Consider the following 16,555-nt stretch of genomic DNA (forward strand, 5'->3'; position numbering starts at 1 on the left):
GGCGCGTTGCTGCGGTGCAGGATGGCACCGGCTCGATGGAGTTTGCTCTTGAGTACGATGCCCAGGCCCGATCCTCGCAAGTCCTGCCCCATCGACCTCGCCCTGCAGGGCGGCGGCTCGCACGGCGCCTTCACCTGGGGCGTCCTCGATCGCCTGCTGGAGGAGGACTGGCTGAAGCTGGAAGCCATCTCCGGCACCTCCGCCGGCGCGATGAACGCGGTCGTGCTGGCGGACGGATACGAGCACGATGGCCCCGCCGGCGCCCGCAGGGCGCTCGAGACCTTCTGGCGCAAGGTTTCCGACGCCGCCCGCTTCAGCCCCTTCCAGCGCACGCCGCTCGATCCTGCTCGGCCGCTGGACACTCGACAGTTCCCCCGCCTATCTCATGATGGACATGATGGCGCGCCTCGTCTCGCCCTACCAGATGAACCCGGCCGGCAAGAACCCGCTGACGGAGATCCTGGAGGAGTGCGTCGATTTCGGCCGGCTCGTCGCCTCGCCCGTGCGCGTCTTCATCACCGCCACCAATGTCGAAACCGGCCGCGGCCGCGTCTTTCGCAATGCGGAACTGTCACCGCAGGTCCTGCTCGCGTCGGCGTGCCTGCCGACCGTCTATCAGGCCGTCGAGATCGACGGCGTTCCCTACTGGGACGGCGGGTTCTCCGGCAATCCGACGCTGACGCCGCTGATCGAGGACTGCGCCGCCGAAGACACCATCCTCGTCCAGATCAACCCGATCGAACGCCCCGGAACGCCGAGGACCGCCCGCGAGATCCAGAGCCGGATCAACGAGGTCTCCTTCAACGCGGTGCTGCTGAAGGAGCTCCGCATGGCGGCGATCATGCGCAGGGTCGCCGATGCCGGCCATGCCGAAGGATCGCGATGGGGCTCCATGCGGCTGCACCGCATCGCCAGCGACATCATGCTGGACCTCGGCTCCTCCTCCAAGATGAACGCCGAGTGGGCCTTCCTGACCATGCTGCGCGACAAGGGACGCGAGGCCGCGGACGCCTTCCTGCAGGAGCACGGCGACGACATCGGTAAGCGCCCCTCCTTCGACCTCGACGAACTGATCCGGGATCACTGATCTTGGCTGCGGACTGACCAGGCAACCTTCCGGGGGATTTGACATGGGGCTTCTCGGCATCGCCGCCGGCCTGGCGCTTCTGATCGCACTGGCTTATCGCGGCTGGAGCATCCTGCTGCTGGCGCCGCTGGCAGCCCTCCTCGCCGCCGCCTTCTCCCGCGAGCCGCTCCTGGCCAGCTGGACCCAGGTCTTCATGCCCAATGCGGCAGGGTTCTTCGCCCAGTATTTTCCGCTCTTCCTGCTCGGGGCGCTGTTCGGCAAGCTGATGGAGGAGACGGGCTCGATCCGGGTGATCTCCCGCGTACTGATGGACAGGCTCGGCGAACGCCGCGCGATCGCGGCCGTGATCCTGGCCGGCGCGCTCGTGACCTATGGCGGCGTCAGCCTGTTCGTCGCCTTTTTCGTGATCGCGCCGATGGCGATGGACCTGTTTCGGCGGGCCGGCATTCCAAGGCGCCTGATGGCGGCGACGATCGTGCTCGGGACCTCGACCTTCACCATGTCGGCCATGCCGGGCACGCCGTCGATCCAGAACGCCATCCCGATGCCCGTCTTCGGAACGACCCCCTTCGCAGCACCCGGCCTCGGCCTGATCGCCTCCGCGATCATGGCGGCATTCGGGCTCTGGTGGCTGGGCCGCATGGAGCGCGCCGCACGCGCACGCGGCGAGGGCTTCGGGGAGGACGATCCGCAGCCGGCGCGCGACATCGCCGACGATCCGAACCTGCGCGAGCACGCCAACGTGGCGCGCGAGTTCGACCCTGCCGAGATCCGGCGCGGCAAGCCGGCGGACGTGGAACCGTCGTTCCTCGCAGCGGCAGCGCCGCTCGCGATCGTCATCGCCGGCAACATGCTGCTGTCGCTGCTCGTGATCCCGTCGATGGACGCCGATTTCCTGGCCGAGCCGCGCTGAGGCGAAACGACGCTTTCGGCCGTCGCCGGCGTCTGGGCGGTCGTGGCGGCGCTCGCAGCCGGCATCCTGACGGCGCTGGGGCTGAACGTCCGGCGTCTGCCGAAACTGCGCGACACGATCGACGCCGGCGTCAACGCATCGGTTCTGCCGGCGATCAGCGTCTCCAGCCTCGTCGGTTTCGGTGCCGTCATGGCGGCGTTGCCCGCCTTCGGACTGGTGCGGGAATGGGTGCTGGATATCGGTGGCGGCCCGGCCGTGGCGCTTGCCGTGGCGACCAACATCCTGTCGGCCCTGACCGGCTCCGCCTCCGGTGGCCTGACGATCGCGCTGGAAGCGCTCGGCCCGACCTTCATCGACCGCGCGAACGCGGCCGGGGTCGAACTGGCGCTGCTTCACCGCGTGGCGGTCATATCCTCGGGCACGCTGGACACCCTGCCCCACAACGGCGCGGTGATCACGCTTCTGGCCGTGTGCGGCACCGGCCACCGGGAGAGCTACCGCGACATCGCCGTTGTCAGCATCGGCGGCGCCATCCTGGCGCTCGTAGCCATTCTGCTGATCGGATCGACCCTCGGCACGTTCTAGGGGCGCTTTCGGCTTTGCATTTGCGGACGGGTTCTGACATGGAGGGCGCGATATTCCTCCTGCCTGCCCGGACTCCTACGCGTGGTCGACGTCACACTGCAGCTTCTGCTTCTTCTCTTTCTCGCAGCCTTCATCGCCGGTTTCATCGATTCGATTGCCGGCGGCGGCGGGATGATCACGATCCCCGCCATGCTGATCGCCGGGATACCGCCACTCGAGACGCTCGGCACCAACAAGCTGCAGTCGCTGTTCGGTTCCGGCTCCGCCACGGTCGCCTATGCCGACGCCGGCTATATCGAGGTCAGGCGACAGCTGCCGATGGCGGCGCTCGCAGCAGTCGGGGCGGCGTTCGGGGCGGCCCTCGCCACGATCATCCCCGGCGAGGCGCTGCGCGCGGTGCTGCCGTTCCTGCTCCTCGGCATCGCGCTCTACTTCGCGCTGAAGCCGAGCATCGGCGACGTCGACAAGCATCGCCGTCTGTCGGAGATCGCCTTCGCGGCGACGGTCGTTCCGCTGATCGGCTTCTACGACGGCGTCTTCGGCCCCGGCACCGGTTCCTTCTTCATGCTCGCCTTCGTCTCGCTTGCCGGCTTCGGCGTCCTGAAGGCGACGGCCAACACCAAGTTCCTGAACTTCGGCTCCAATATCGGCGGCTTCGCCTTCTTCCTCGGCTACGGCGTCGTGCTGTGGAAGGTCGGCATCACCATGGGCATCGGCCAGTTCCTCGGCGCGCAGGTCGGCTCCCGCTTCGCCATGCGCAAGGGCGCAAGCATCATCAAGCCGCTCCTGGTCCTGACCAGCATGGCGCTCGCCATCCGCCTGCTCGCCGATCCCGCCCATCCGCTGCGGGCCTGGCTGGGTATCTAAAGCCTGTCGCGCCTCGGGCTTTAGCGCGCCTCGGGCTTTCGCACGACGACATAGAAATACTCGAGCTCCGGACCAGCCGTCGCGGCAAGCGGGCGACCGTCGAGGTCGAGCAAGGCAGTCGGAGCCTCGAAGCCGGCAGCGTGAAGCTGCGCTTCGGCCTGGGCCGGCGTCGTCGCATAGACCAGGATGCCGAAGTCGTGCGCCCCGTGCAGCATGATCGCATGCTCGGCGTCCCGCTCCTCCAGCCGCGCGTTGCGGAACTTCCGCCACAGGCCGGTCGCCGAGCGCGTGGCATAGGCGCCCGCCCGCAGCACGAGCCGGACGGGATCGCGGGTCCACACCAGCCGGCGATAGCCGATGCGCCGGCTGAAGCCGTCCCAGCCGCGATGGAAGGTGGAGAAGACGAAAACGCCGCCCGGCGCAAGCACCCGCGCGACCGAGGCCATCACCGCAAGCCGCCCCTCCGCATTGACCGAATCGATGCCGTTGTAGCTGAACAGCACGACGTCGAAGCCCTCGGCCGGCAGGCAGGAGAGATCGCGCGCATCCATCAGCTCAAAGCGCAGGTCGGGATGCTTCCGGCGCGCCAGCCTGATCATCTCGGGCGTGTAGTCGATGCCGAGGTAGGTCTCCGAGCAGTCGCGCAGCAGCGCCGACGTGCGGCCGCCCCCGACGCCGATGTCGAGCACGCGCCTGCCGGCGGTGGCGGCAAACGCCACCCGAAGCGCTGCCGCCTCGCCTTCGTTGAGATAGCCGCCGCCGTTCTGGTAGTCCCTGAGCGCGAACGGGTCGCTCCAGGTCTTCCGGTTGATTCGCTCCATGGCGTGCATCGCCGTCTCCTTCTGATGCCGACCTCCCGCGTGGCGCAGGATCGGTACGGATCATAGGAGACAAGCAGACAGCGTCCGGTCACAACCGCGTTAACCGGCTGTTTACGCTGCCGATATGCTTAACACGCAAAGAAACGGGCTGATTCCGGCACGCCGGCGACCGAGGGCCCGCCGCAAACCGGGACACCCGTCCCGTCGCCGTCCCGATCCGGCACAGCCTGACGTTCCGGGACAGCGCGGGCGACTTCAGAACTCGACGCCGATCTGCGCCTTGATCCCGGAGCGGAAGGGATGCTTGACGAGCTCCATCTCGGTGACGAGATCGGCGATCTCGATCAGTTCGTCCTTGGCGTTGCGCCCTGTCAAGACGACATGCGTCATGTGCGGCTTCTGCGTCTGCAGGAAGGCCACGACCTCGTTGACGTCGATATAGTCGTAGCGCAGCGCGATGTTGATCTCGTCGAGCAGCACCATCGAGTTGCGCGCGTCGCAGATCAGTTCCTTCGCCTTCTCCCAGGCCTTCTGCGCCATGGCGATGTCGCGCGCCCGGTCCTGCGTCTCCCAGGTGAAGCCCTCGCCCAGCGTATGGAACTGGCAGAGATCGGAGAAATGCCTCTCGATCAGCTCGCGTTCGCCGGTGACCATCGCGCCCTTGATGAACTGCACGACGGCGCAGGGCTTTCCATGGGCGATGTGCCGGAAGATCATGCCGAAGCCGGCCGTGGATTTGCCCTTGCCCTTGCCGGTGTGGACGATGATCAGGCCCTTCTCGTCCGTCTTGGTGGCCATGATCTTTTCGCGCGCCTGCTTCTTCTTGGCCATCTTCTCCGAGTGGCGCGCGAGCTCGGCCTCGGTCATGCCGGCCTCGGCCTGGGTGTCGGTGTCGGTCTCGCTCATGGCGTGCTCCTCAATTGTCATGCTTGGGCAGGTCGTCGTCGCAGGAAAGCCAGGCGACCCGCTCGCTCCAGAACCAGTGCTGGCTGACGGTCACGCCCGAGGCATCGTCGAGCGTGGCGACGTAGAGATCGATCTCGCCGGGCCGCTTGTCCGTCGCAAAGCTCATCGGCGAGCCGCAATTGCCGCAGAAACCGCGCGACACCCCGGGCGAGGAGGCAAAGTGGCGCAACGCCTCCCCTTCGAAGGCGACATCCGCAGTCGCGACGCAGAAAAAGCTCGTCACCGGCGAGGACGTCGCCCGCCGGCAGCTCTCGCAGTGGCAATGGCCGGTGTGGATGATCGGGCCGGAAACGCGATAGCGCACCGATCGGCACAGGCAGCGTCCGGAAAGGCCGCTCATGACGCCCTCCTGTCCCCGGCGATCTCTCCCAGTTCGAACCGCGCCGAATTGGAGCGCGGCGCCCACAGTCGACGGTCGATCGCCTCGACCAGACGGTCGGACATCTCCTTCAGCGCCGCCGGGTTCTTCTCGGCCATGAAGGCGCGCACGCGCTCGTCCAGAATATACGCCTTGTAGACCGCTTCGAAATGATGGTCTTTCACCGCCCCGGTCGTCGCGGCGAAGGCGAACATGAAGTCGACGGTCGCCGCCAGCTCGAAGGCACCCTTGTAGCCGTGGCGCATCACGCCCTCGATCCACTTCGGATTGACGACGCGGGCGCGGACCACACGCCCGATCTCGTCGTCGAGGGTGCGCACGACGGGCTTTTCCGGGCGCGAATGGTCGTTGTGGTAGACCGTCGGCTGCGCCCCCGTCAGGTGCGCGACCGCCGCCGCCATCCCGCCCTCGAACTGGTAGTATTCGTCGCTGTCGAGCAGATCGTGCTCGCGGTTGTCCTGGTTCTGGATAATCGCCTGCAGGCTCCTCATCCGCGCCTCCAGCCGGTCGCGGCTGGAAACATCCTCGCCCTCGCCGGCATAGGCATGCGCGCCCCAGGCGAGCCACGCCTCGGCGAGATCGCCCCGATCCTGCCACAGCCCTTCGTCGATCATCGTCTGCAGGCCGGCGCCGTAGCTGCCCGGTTTGGCCCCGAAGACGCGGTATCCGGCCCTGGCGACCGCCTCGCCCGCGCTGGCGCCGTCGGCAGCAAGGGCTGCGGCCTCGGCCCGCATCCGCGCTGCGATCGGATTGTCCGCACTGTCCTCGTCGAGCGCGCCGATCGCGCGCACCGCGCGGTCGAACAGCGCGATCTGCTCGGGAAAAGCGTCGCGGAAGAAGCCGGAGATGCGCAGCGTGACGTCGACCCGCGGCCGGCGCAGCAGGGCGGGCGGAATGATCTCGTAGCCGGTCACCCGCCGCGACAGCGTATCCCATACCGGTTTTGCGCCGATCAGGGCGAGCGCCTGGGCGATGTCGTCGCCGCCGGTGCGCATGTTCGACGTGCCCCAGGCGGTGATGCCGAACGCCGTGGGCCATTCGCCATGGTCCTGCGCATAGCGCGTCACCAGCAGCTCCGCCGACTTCCGACCCAGTTCCCAGGCGGCGGGCGTCGGCACGGCGCGGCTGTCGACGGAATAGAAGTTCCGCCCGGTCGGCAGCACATCCGGCCGTCCCCTGGTCGGCGCGCCGGAAGGCCCCGGCTCGACAAAGTGGCCATCCAGCCCGCGCATCAGCGCCGCCATCTCGGCCGCGCCGCAGGCTTCGATCGCCGGGCGGATCGTCGCGTCGACCTCACCCAGCACCGCCCTCGTGGCATCCCAGCCCTCCGGGCACGGTACCGCGCCGCAAACGAGCTTCGCCGCCAGCAGTTCGATCCGCTCGACCGTATCGCCGGCAGACCGCCACGGGGCGTCGGAAAGGCCGGCGAGAATGTCCGGTCGCGGACCGGTCCATGGCGCCGAGGGGACGCAATCGAGCGGGTCGAAGGCGGATGGTCGAGTGGGCGCCTCAAGCGATGTGGTCGGCGAAGGAAGCACCGTCGCTTCGCCCAGCGCATCCGCCGCGATCGCCCGCTGCAGGCTGGCGTCGCCGCCCTCGCCGAGACCGCGCGGCACACGCGCCAGAGCCAGCGTCAGGTCCGTCAGGAGCCGGCCCGACGGCGATACGCCAAAGACGTGCAGGCCGTCGCGGATCTGCATCTCCTTCAGGTCGCAGAGATAGGCGTCGAGCTTCTGCAGCGCCGTCTGCTCGCCGTCGGATTTCGCGATCCCCGCATCCTGGTCGAGGCCGATGTCGCGCACGAGATCGAGGATCTGCCGGCTGAGCAGCCGGAGCCGCCGCGGGTCGCCGCCGGAGGCGTCGTAATATTCGTCGACCAGCGCCTCCAGGTCCTTCAGCGGGCCATAGCTCTCCGCCCGCGTCAGCGGCGGCGTCAGATGGTCGATGATGACGGCGGCGGAGCGGCGCTTGGCCTGCGTGCCTTCGCCCGGATCGTTGACGATGAACGGATAGAGATGCGGCACCGGCCCGAACACGGCCTCCGGATAGCAGGCCTCCGACAGGGCGAGCGCCTTGCCCGGCAGCCATTCGAGGTTGCCGTGCTTGCCGACATGAACGATGGCATGGACGCCACGGACCGCGCGCAGATAGGCATAGAAGGCGAAGTAGCCGTGCGGCGGCACGAGGTCCGGGGAATGATAGGTCTCCTTCGGATCGATGCCGTAGCCGCGGGCCGGCTGGATGCCGACCAGTGTTTCGCCGAAGCGGGCGAGCGGCAGCGCGAAGACGTCGCCCGTCACGAAGGGATCGGCCTCGGGCGCACCCCAGCGGGCCGTCACCTCGTCCTGAACCGATTTCGGAAGTGTCGCGAAGAAGCGCCTGTAGTCGCTCAGGGAAAGCGTCTCGCGGATCTCGCGGCCGTCGCGCGCCGCATTGGTCGGCCCGGCCATCAGATGCGCCATCAGCGCGTCACCGTCGGCCGGCAGTTCGCCGGTCGCATAGCCCTCGCCCTGCATGGCGCGCAGGATCTGAAGCGTGCCTGCCGGCGTATCCAGCCCGACGCCGTTGCCGAGCCGCCCGTCCCGGTCGGGATAGTTGGCCATGACGAGCGCGATGCGCCTTTCGGCAGCCTGGGCGCGGCGCAGCCGCGCCCAGTTGGCCGCAAGCCGTGCCGAAAACCGGATCCGGTCCTCGGCCGGTTCGAGGCTGACGATGTTGGTCTCCACCGCCGCGTCCCAGCGCGCCGCCGCCTTGAACGAGACCGCCCGCGACAGCACCCGTCCGTCCACCTCCGGCAGCGACACGTTCATGCCGAGGTCGCGCGCCGTCAGCCCCTGTCCGGACGCCTGCCAGGCCTCGCGGGAGGAGCCGGAAAAGATCACCTGCAACACCTGCGCACCGGCCTCGTCCAGGACCGTCGGCTTGCGATGGGCGCCGGGCGCGGAGACGGCGAAACTCGTGGCGTTCAGCACGACCTCGGGACGGGCGGCCGCAAAGGCGGCCCGGACGGTCTCGATCGACGCGGGATCCTTGAGGCTGGAGACGAACACCGGCAGCGCCCGTACGCCCTCGGCCGCCAGCGCCTCGACGAGAAGCTCCACCGGCCGCGTCTCGCCGCTCTGGACATAGGCGCGATAGAAGCAGATGGCGACGGTTGGCGGACCGGATGCCGGGCCCGCAGCCACGCGTCCCGCCGCAGCACTCAGTTGTCCCTGCGCGAGATCGCCCCCCTCTGCCCTGCCGGGCATCTCCCCCTCGAGGGGGGGGGAGATCGATGGAGCCGCGGCCCGCCCGCCAGGCAAAGCTGAAGTCTGCGGACCTTCGACCGTGGTTTGCTGTTGCAAGACAGCCGAATTGTGCCTTCTTGCGTCGATCACGGCGCTCTCCACGCCCGCAACGACCCGCGGTGGCCCGATCTCCCCCCTTGAGGGGGAGATGTCCGGCAGGACAGAGGGGGGTGCCGCGGGCACACCGGTCGCGTCCGAAAGCCCCTCATCCGCCCTTCGGGCACCTTCTCCCCGCAAGCGGGGCGAAGGGGAGCCGTCGGCGGCCGCAACCGCCCCCTCTCCCCGTTCACGGGGAGAGGGCTGGGGTGAGGGGCAAACCTCACTCCATGTCGCGATATCGACGACACCCCGCCCCGGCCACCAGATGCCGGCCTTTGAAAGCGGCACCGCCGGTGCCGGCCTGTCGCCGCCGAAGACGAGCGCGTCGGCATAGGCGAGGAAGCGGCCGGCATTCTCCGCGCCGCCCTCGGTGAGATAGGCCCAGAGCCGCAGCCGGTCTTCGTCCGCAATCCGGTTGAACGGCGCCAGCCCGTCGTCCGGCCGGTCGTCGCCCGGCAGCGCCACGAGCGCGATGTCGTTCGCCACCGCGGTCGCATGCAGCGCCTCGAGCACGTAGCGGAAATAGCTGGCGCCGCCGAGCGCGCGCACGACGATCAGCCGCGCATGCCGCGCCGTCCGCTCGACATAGGTGTCGACCGACATCGGGTGGCTGAGCGCGGCAAGGCTGGCAAGCCGCAGGCGTGTCGCCGTGCGCCGGCCGCTATGGGCGGCGGCGATCGACGCAAGCTCGGTATCCGCCGCCGACAGGAACAGGACCTCGCCCGGCGATTGTCCGAGATCGATCGCCTCCTTGCCGTCGGCGATCGTCCCCTTCTGGGCTAAGAGCAGGTGCATGCGCTCCCCTCCATCCGTCCGCCGCAATCATCCCCGGCCCGAGGATCGTCCGGCCCGGCCCGCCCGCTCCCGCCCGCTCGCAGATGCGACGCAGGCCGCGGCGAGCGATGTGGCCGCGCCCCCATGCCCGGATCACACCGCAGCGGCGATCGCCGCGCGCACGGCCTGTTCGTCCATGTCGTGCAGGCCGATGACGACGAGGCGGGTGCCGCGGGTCTCGCCCGGCGCCCAGGCGCGCTCGAAATACTGGTCGATGCGGCTGCCGACCGCCTGGATCAGGAGCCGCATCGGCTTGCCGGGCACGTCGGCAAAGCCCTTGACGCGCAGCACGTCGTGCTCGGCGATCACGCCCTTCAGCCGCTCGACGAAGGCGGCCGGATCGGCGACAGCACCGACTTCGACGACGAAGCTGTCGAACTCGTCGTGATCGTGCGCCTCGCCGTTCTCGTGTTCCAGCTCGTGGTGCGACTTGCGGTTCTTGATGTCGTCCTCGGTGCCGACGCCGAGCCCGAGCAGGACGGCGGCGGCGACGTCGCCGTTCCTCGCCTCGATCATTGTCGGCTTGCGGGAGATCCGGGCGGCGACCTCGTCGCGCACCGTCTTCAGCCCGGCGGCGTCGATCAGGTCGGTCTTGTTGAGCACGATCAGGTCGGCGGCGGTCAGCTGGTCCTCGAACAGTTCCTCCAGCGGGCTCTCGTGGTCGAGGTTGTCGTCGTTGACGCGCAGCGCGTCCACGCGGTCATGGTCGTCGGCGAAACGCCCGGCGGCGACGGCGGCGCTGTCCACGACGGTCACCACGCCGTCCACCGTCACCTGCGTCTTGATCTCCGGCCAGTTGAAGGCGGCGACCAGCGGCTGCGGCAGCGCCAGGCCGGAGGTCTCGATGACGATATGGTCGGGGCGGTTCTCGCGCTCCAAAAGCTTCGACATGGTCGGGATGAAGTCGTCGGCGACGGTGCAGCAGATGCAGCCGTTGGTGAGCTCGATGATGTCGTCCTCGCTGCAGGCCTCCGCACCGCAGCCCTTCAGCACGTCGCCGTCGACGCCGAGATCGCCGAACTCGTTGATGATCAGCGCAATCCGCCGGCCGTTGGCGTTCTGCAGCAGGTTGCGGATCATCGTCGTCTTGCCCGCACCGAGGAAACCGGTGATGACGGTGGCGGGGATCTTTTGCTGGAGCATGGGCTCAACCCTTCATTTTCAGCGGCAGGCCTGCCGCGACAAAATAGACTTCGGAAGCGAGCTGCGCCACCTGCTGGTGCAGCCTGCCGGCGTGGTCGCGGAATTCGCGCGCCATCTGGTTGTCCGGGACGATCCCGAGCCCGACCTCGTTGGAGACGAAGATGAGCCGCCCGGGCGCGGTGACGACGGCGGCGGCGAGATCGTCGAAGGCTGCCGCCATGTCGTGCTTTTCGAGCATCAGGTTCGTCACCCACAGCGTCAGGCAATCGACGAGCAGCACCCGGTCCTCGCGCGCCGTGTCGTTGATGCGCTCCGGCAGCGCCAGCGGCTCCTCGTGCGTCACCCAGCCATGGCTGCCGCGCTGGGCCTTGTGCTGGTCGATCCGCGCGCGCATCTCGTCGTCCCAGGCGCGGCCGGTGGCGATGTAGTGCTTGGCAAGTCCGCTCTCCGCAGCCAGCCTTTCGGCGAATGCGGATTTTCCGGAACGCGCACCGCCCAGAACCAGGACGGCTCCGGGCGATGTCGTTTTCATCAGTCTGCCTTTGCGATCTTCTCGTTGGCGTAGCCCAGCGACAGGCCGAGCACGATCCAGAAGAACAGCGTCGTGGCGAGTGCGGCCACGGCGAACTCCGCCCCCAGCACGGCCGGCACGTTGCTGGCGATATCGGCCGGCTGCGGCGCGCCGTAGACCTGCGGCGCCGCGATCAGCGCGATGCCCGCGACCTTCGCCGCAAACCCGTCCTTCAGGATCACGAGATACAGCCCGACGGCCGATAGCACCACGGTCGCGACCCACCAGACCTGCCGGTCGCCGAGCTCGGCTGCCGGAAAGCCCGGAAGCTCCGGCGGCAGGCCGATCGACGGCAAGAGATGGACGGCGAGCCAGCCGGCAGCACCCCAGAGCGCACCGTTGGCAACCGTGATCGCATTGCCCGTCACAAGGCTGACGCCCGCCAGAAGCAGGGCGAAGCCGGCGCCGGTCACGAGATTGGCGAGCAGGGTCCCGGAAAAGCGGCTCATGCCGAACATGATGCCGCCCTCCTCATGCTCGCCCTCATGGGCATAGGCGACCGAGATCGGCGACAGATAGGCCGCGACCTCCGACAGCGCCGCGCCGATGCGCAGCGAGGAATGCTCCGCCTCCGGCTGAACCTCGGTGCCGGTCGCCGCGGGCGCGGCAGGCTCCGCCTCGCCACCCTCGTATTCCTCGGCATGCAGAATGAGCGGAATGACGCGCGCCTCCTGGGCGACCGTCATCAGGGCGCCGGAGAACAGCCCGGCCACCAGAGCGGCCAGGAGATACTTCACGATCATGACGTCAACTCCTCAGTGGCAGGGAAAGCCGTAGGAGTGGCGGGTATCGTGTGCGGTGTCGTGCAGCACGGACGAATTGGCAAGGCCTGCGCCGAATACCAGAAATCCGCCGACGAGAAGCGCAAAGAGACCGGCATAAAGACGATCGTTGAGGGAAAGCGAAACAGAAGAGACGTTCGAAGCAGCCATGACAACCTCCGTGCTGGCAACGGGGAAATCCCCAGGTCGGGCACCATGCCCTCATTGGCCGGCAGGTCTCCTGGCTCGCGGCGTCGGGCGCAATTGCGCCTGCGGCCCATCCTCGCCTTCCCGGGTGGAGCGCGGCATGAAAGGCGGACGATTCGTAGAAATAGAGGCGTCCAGACCCCGGTTCATCATGCCGCCACCCAGTGGCTTTTCCGGTCGCAACGACCGGTCGGATAGGCCTCGCCACTCTACAGTCGCGGGGTCGGCCGTGATTGGAGCGCCCTGATTGGGTCCACCCCGTCACGTTCCCATTTAAGCGCCCGTCCATCACTGGACCGGCGCACCTTCCAATAGTGGCGATGATTATGCCTGAGCAGGATGGAAGTCAATTGGCAGGAAACGGCGTCCGCCGCGTCGAATGCGTCGCCGCGGCGGATGCTCGATCAGGTGCCCTGGTCGCTCAGTAGCCCGGTCCGCTGATCGTCAGGTCGCCGCTCGGGCCGTAGCCGCCCCCGACCGGGCCTTCGAGGTAGTAGCCGTCGACCGGCCCCTCGTAGACGCCATAGCCGTCATTGTAGTAGCGGTCGCGCCGGGCGCGCTGGCGGGCGACGTATTCGCGGCTGCGGGCCTCGGCAAAGCGTGCCGACTGGCGCAATTCGCGGTACTGCTTGCGCGTCAGGTAGCCGTCCGGAGCATAGCCGGCCGAGCGCTGCCAGGCGGCGATCGCAGCACGCGTGCGCGGCCCGAAGACGCCGTCCGCCCCGCCGGTGCCGTAGCCGAGCGCGCTCAGCCAGCGCTGGGACTGCGCGCGCGTGCCCGTGTCGAGATAGGCCTCGCGCACGTCGGCCGGCGTCTGGTAGACCTTCGGTTGCTGGCCGGGCGCAGCCGGCGACTGACGCACGAGCGGCTCCGTTCCGGCTCCGAGAGGCGCAGCCGTGGCGGGCGCGTTGATGGCAGGCTCCCGGGTAGCGACGTCGCCCGGAGCCTCTTCGCTGCCGGCTGTGTTGCCGCCCTTTTCCAGCGCGGCGAGACGCTGGCGCGCCTCGTCGGCAAAACGGCCTTGCGGGAATTCGCGCAGGTAGCTCTCGAACGCCTGCGGCCGGCCGTTCAGCACGGCACGGCTCCAGCTGTTGTCCTCGCGGCGGGCCAGCCGCTCGGCCTCCCCGTCGGCTGCCGGGGCGCCGTCCGGGTTCGCCGCGGCGGTCGCAGCGGCATCGCCATCGGTGGGAAGCGCCTCGGTGTCGAGCGCGTCGGCCACGCTGCCGTCGGCGACAGGCGGTGCTGCGCTCGCAGCTTCCGCATTTGCCCGCTCCGCGTCAGCCTCGGCCGCTGCCGCCTCGGCCTTGGCCTTTTCGGCAGCGGCGGCATCCTCCCGCGCCTGCGCTTCCGCGGCGGCACGGGCCTCTTCCTCGGCCTTCGCCTTCTCGGCCTGTTCAGCGGCGAGCGCGCGTGCGCGTTCAGCTTCGGCTTCCGCAGCTGCCCGTTCCGCTTCCGCCCGTTCCGCCTCGGCCCGCGCGGCAGCGGCCGCCTCGGCCTGAGCCTTGGCTTCCGCCGCAGCCTTTGCTTCCGCTTCCGCCTTCAGCCGGGCCTGCTCGGCCTTCGCCTCCTGCTCGGCCCTCAGCCGTTCCGCCTCCGCCGCTTCGGCGGCGCGCTTGCGCTCGGCCTCGGCCGCCTGCCGTTCGGCTTCGGCCTTTGCCTCGGCGGCACGCCTGGCTTCGGCCTCGGCCCGCGCCTGCTCTTCCTTGCGCTGCCGCTCGGCCTCTTCCACGCGTTTGCGTTCGGCTTCCGCGGCCAGCCGCTCCTCTTCCGCCCGCTGCTTTTCGGCCGCGACCCTCGCCTCCTGCTCGGCCTTCAGCCGCGCGGCCTCGTCGGCCTTGCGTGCGGCCTCTGCCTTTTCCTTGTCCGAGGCGGCGGCGGTGGCGGCAACCGAGGGATCCTGCGGCTTCTGGTCGCCCGCGCCTGCAGCACCGCCCACGCCCTTGGCGTTCAGCTCGGCCAGCCTGAGCCGGGCCATCGAGGCAAAGGTGCCGTTCGGATAGTCCTTCAGATAGGTCTCGTAGCCCGCCGGGTCGCTGCTGGAGGACACCTTCTGCCAGAGGGAAAACTCGTTCTCCCAGCGCTTGCTGGCGCTGACGGGCGGCTTGGTCTCGGCCGCCTGTGCCGCCGGTCCGCCGGCGATCGCAAGCCCGATCAGCCCCGCCCACCCGAGTTTCGCAAACCGGCCACTGGTCATTCGAATTTCCCTTTCGATCGCATGCGACATCCCCCGACAGATAGCGGCGAGGCGATGGCCCTCAAGGTCCTTGCATCGGATTCTGGCGCAACTTTGGTGGTAACCTTAACCGACGAAGATGACGAAACCGCTTCGCCACCCGCCGGAAAAGACGTCTCACCGTCCCTTATTAATCGGGGCCCTCAATCACTTTCCATCAGCGTCGAAAGCCACTTGTGATCGAGCACCGCCTCCAGCTCGGCAGCGACCCCGTCGAGCGCCTCGTCCACCGCCCCTCGGTAGTCGAAGCCGCCGCCGGCGATCCCGAATTCCGCAAGCAGCCGGCTGCGGAAGGCGTCGCTCGACAGGAAGCCGTGCAGATAGGTGCCGAAGACCCGGCCGTCCGCCGACGTCGCCCCGTCGCCCCTGCCGTCGATGGCCACGGGCGGCCGCGCGCAGTCGGGTCCGGTGGTCCGGCCGAGATGGATCTCGTAGCCCGCAAGCGGGACGTCATAGGCAAGCGAGTGCGCGCGGCTGTTGCGCACCGTCTTTTCCGGCGCCATCTCGGTCTCGACGTCGAGCAGGCCGAGCCCTTCCACCGCCCGGTCGCTGCCTTCGATTCCCAGCGGGTCGTGCACGGACCGGCCGAGCATCTGGTAGCCGCCGCAGATGCCGATGATCCGCCCGCCCCTCCGGTGATGCAGCGCGAGGTCCCGGTCCCAGCCCTGCGCGCGAAAATCCTTCAGGTCGCCGATGGTGGATTTCGAACCCGGCAGGATGACGAGGCCGGCATCCGCCGGCAGCCGCTCGCCGGCGCGAACGAAGACGAGCTCCACGTCCGGCTCCTGCGCCAGCGGATCGAGATCGTCGAAATTGGCGATGCGCGGCAGCACCGGCACCGCCACCTTCAAGGCGCCGGGCCGGCCGGAGGCCAGCCGCTCCAGCACCACCGAGTCTTCCGGCGGCAGTTGCCGGGCGTGCTTCAGCCAGGGCACGACGCCGAGGCAGGGCCAGCCGGTGTGCTGCCCGATCGCCGCAATGCCGTCGTCGAACAGGCTGATGTCGCCGCGGAACTTGTTGATCAGGTAGCCCGAGACCATGGCCCGATCCTCCGGCGGCAGGATCGCCTTCGTGCCGACCAGCGAGGCGATCACCCCGCCCCGATCGATATCGCCGACCAGCACCACCGGAACGCCCGCCCGGGTCGCAAAGCCCATGTTGGCGATGTCGCCGGCGCGCAGGTTGATCTCGGCGGGCGAGCCGGCCCCCTCGACGACGACGAGATCGGCATCCGAACAGACGCGCTCGAAGCTCTCCATCACCGCATCCATCAGCCTCGGCTTCAGCGCCTGGTAGTCCCGCCCCTTCGCCTGGCCGAACACGCGGCCCTGGACGACGATCTGGCTGCCGGTGTCGGATTGCGGCTTCAGAAGCACCGGGTTCATGTGCACCGATGAGGGCGTGCGCGCCGCCATCGCCTGCAGCCATTGCGCCCGCCCGATCTCGCCGCCGTCGTCGGAGACGGCGGCGTTGTTCGACATGTTCTGCGGCTTGAACGGCCGCACCCTCAGTCCGCGGTTCGAGGCGATCCGGCACAGTCCTGCGACCAGTACCGTTTTTCCGACATCGGAGCCGGTTCCCTGCAACATGATCTTTCGTGTCATGCCGCTTCCCTAGCACCGCGCCGGGGCACCGCAAAGGCCTGAAAGCGCCGCGATGAGGACACAGGCGGCGCGGCGCTCGGCGGCCTGCGACAAAAGTGCTGATATGCATGTTCCGTTTGCGACATGCGATGGCGGCGGCAATCGCGGTTCCGGCCCGCGCCGGGCCTATACGGCAGGGATCGGAGCAGCGGAGAAAAC

At 68.7% G+C, this 16,555-nt stretch carries 11 protein-coding genes, 2 pseudogenes and 1 riboswitch; of the genes and pseudogenes, 3 read left to right on the top strand and 10 right to left on the bottom strand.

Features of this window, described 5'->3' with window-relative positions; all coding sequences use genetic code 11:
• The first annotated feature begins 57 nt into the window (after nucleotides 1-57).
• The 3 genes and pseudogenes from P0086_RS21415 to P0086_RS21425 all read left to right on the top strand — a co-directional run bounded on the left by P0086_RS21415 (nucleotide 58) and on the right by P0086_RS21425 (nucleotide 3,452).
• Nucleotides 58-1,087 (top strand): annotated as a pseudogene (locus P0086_RS21415) (patatin-like phospholipase family protein).
• 43 nt (nucleotides 1,088-1,130) lie between these two features.
• Nucleotides 1,131-2,585, top strand: a pseudogene (locus P0086_RS21420) (Na+/H+ antiporter NhaC family protein).
• An 81-nt stretch (nucleotides 2,586-2,666) separates the two neighbouring features.
• Nucleotides 2,667-3,452 (top strand): TSUP family transporter, encoded by a 786-nt coding sequence (locus P0086_RS21425; RefSeq protein WP_275789744.1) that lies wholly within the window; start codon nucleotides 2,667-2,669, stop codon nucleotides 3,450-3,452.
• A gap of 20 nt (nucleotides 3,453-3,472) precedes the next feature.
• Here P0086_RS21425 and P0086_RS21430 read toward each other — a convergent pair whose 3' ends face one another.
• The 10 genes from P0086_RS21430 to P0086_RS21475 all read right to left on the bottom strand — a co-directional run bounded on the left by P0086_RS21430 (nucleotide 3,473) and on the right by P0086_RS21475 (nucleotide 16,357).
• The gene (locus P0086_RS21430) at nucleotides 3,473-4,282 is read right to left on the bottom strand and encodes a class I SAM-dependent methyltransferase (RefSeq protein WP_275789746.1); all 810 of its coding nucleotides are present in this window, start codon (nucleotides 4,280-4,282) and stop codon (nucleotides 3,473-3,475) included.
• Between the two features lie 246 nt (nucleotides 4,283-4,528).
• Nucleotides 4,529-5,179, bottom strand: coding sequence for a cob(I)yrinic acid a,c-diamide adenosyltransferase (cobO, locus tag P0086_RS21435; RefSeq protein ID WP_275789748.1), 651 nt, complete (start codon nucleotides 5,177-5,179; stop codon nucleotides 4,529-4,531).
• Between the two features lie 10 nt (nucleotides 5,180-5,189).
• On the bottom strand, nucleotides 5,190-5,579 hold the full coding sequence (locus P0086_RS21440) for a GFA family protein (RefSeq protein WP_112600891.1): 390 nt from the start codon (nucleotides 5,577-5,579) through the stop codon (nucleotides 5,190-5,192).
• The gene (gene cobN / locus P0086_RS21445) at nucleotides 5,576-9,799 is read right to left on the bottom strand and encodes a cobaltochelatase subunit CobN (protein ID WP_275789751.1); all 4,224 of its coding nucleotides are present in this window, start codon (nucleotides 9,797-9,799) and stop codon (nucleotides 5,576-5,578) included. The genes P0086_RS21440 and cobN overlap by 4 nt, the downstream gene beginning before the upstream one ends.
• Nucleotides 9,800-9,931: 132 nt before the next feature.
• Nucleotides 9,932-10,981 (bottom strand): cobalamin biosynthesis protein CobW, encoded by a 1,050-nt coding sequence (gene cobW, locus P0086_RS21450; RefSeq protein WP_275789753.1) that lies wholly within the window; start codon nucleotides 10,979-10,981, stop codon nucleotides 9,932-9,934.
• Nucleotides 10,982-10,985: 4 nt separating this feature from the next.
• Entirely contained in the window at nucleotides 10,986-11,513 is a 528-nt protein-coding gene (gene cobU / locus P0086_RS21455) for a bifunctional adenosylcobinamide kinase/adenosylcobinamide-phosphate guanylyltransferase (RefSeq protein ID WP_112599588.1), read from the bottom strand.
• Nucleotides 11,513-12,295: a CbtA family protein gene (locus P0086_RS21460; RefSeq protein ID WP_275789755.1), complete on the bottom strand. Its 783-nt coding sequence runs from the start codon at nucleotides 12,293-12,295 to the stop codon at nucleotides 11,513-11,515. The genes cobU and P0086_RS21460 overlap by 1 nt, the downstream gene beginning before the upstream one ends.
• Nucleotides 12,296-12,307: 12 nt before the next feature.
• Entirely contained in the window at nucleotides 12,308-12,484 is a 177-nt protein-coding gene (locus tag P0086_RS21465) for a CbtB-domain containing protein (RefSeq protein WP_112599586.1), read from the bottom strand.
• A gap of 42 nt (nucleotides 12,485-12,526) precedes the next feature.
• Nucleotides 12,527-12,836, bottom strand: a riboswitch (cobalamin riboswitch).
• A 105-nt stretch (nucleotides 12,837-12,941) separates the two neighbouring features.
• On the bottom strand, nucleotides 12,942-14,714 hold the full coding sequence (locus tag P0086_RS21470; RefSeq protein ID WP_275789759.1) for a peptidoglycan-binding protein: 1,773 nt from the start codon (nucleotides 14,712-14,714) through the stop codon (nucleotides 12,942-12,944).
• Between the two features lie 182 nt (nucleotides 14,715-14,896).
• Complete coding sequence (locus P0086_RS21475) at nucleotides 14,897-16,357, bottom strand: cobyric acid synthase (RefSeq protein WP_275789761.1); 1,461 nt, start codon at nucleotides 16,355-16,357, stop codon at nucleotides 14,897-14,899.
• Nucleotides 16,358-16,555 lie beyond the last annotated feature (198 nt).

This window comes from Mycoplana sp. MJR14, assembly GCF_029210525.1.
Classification (GTDB): domain Bacteria; phylum Pseudomonadota; class Alphaproteobacteria; order Rhizobiales; family Rhizobiaceae; genus Mycoplana.